This is a genomic window from Microvirga sp. P4_G7 (assembly GCF_056401005.1).
In genome coordinates this window covers 1-527 of record NZ_JBFUKD010001201.1, presented here as the reverse complement: position 1 = coordinate 527, position 527 = coordinate 1, and the positions used below count along the sequence as shown (strand labels likewise).

Below are 527 nucleotides of genomic sequence, written 5' to 3'. Positions count from 1 at the left end.
GACTTACATCTGGCAGGACTACGATCTCGCCCCGAAATTTCCGGTGCTGCGTGGATTTCTCGATTTTTGGAAACGGGAACTGGAAGGACCGCTTCATTCGGTGAGGGTGGCTCACACGCAATTGATCAAGCCCGCCGAGTTCAGGGCGTATCAGGGCGAACTGACGCTGCACTAGAGGCAGGTCCAGAGGCGGCGCGAGAACTTGAGCTTGGCCCCCGGCGTCATCTCGGGTAGAGAAGGCGCTTCCGAGCGATATGACATCCCAAGGCTCCTTGTTTCTCAACGCGCGCACCTCCGAGATCCTGGCTGAGCTTGCGGCCCAGCCGACCGAGCGCGTGAGCGTCTCGGACATCATGGCGGTTCTGCGGGACCGGGCCTTTGCGCTCCTCGTCGTGCTCCTCGGCCTTCCCAATTGCCTCCCGATGCCGCCGCCGATTCCGTTGCTTTGCGGCCTTTTGCTCGCGCTCGTTGCGGTTCAGATCATCTTTGGACGGTCGAGCCCGTGGCTGCCCGAGAGCCTGCTCAAT

At 61.5% G+C, this 527-nt stretch carries 1 protein-coding gene and 1 pseudogene; both read left to right on the top strand.

Features of this window, described 5'->3' with window-relative positions; genetic code table 11:
- Nucleotides 1-175, top strand: a pseudogene (locus AC1DT3_RS23880) (aspartate-semialdehyde dehydrogenase); the annotation flags it as partial.
- 79 nt (nt 176-254) lie between these two features.
- Nucleotides 255-527, top strand: a 273-nt coding sequence (locus AC1DT3_RS23875) for an exopolysaccharide biosynthesis protein (protein ID WP_477467618.1), incomplete at its 3' end; no start/stop codon positions are given.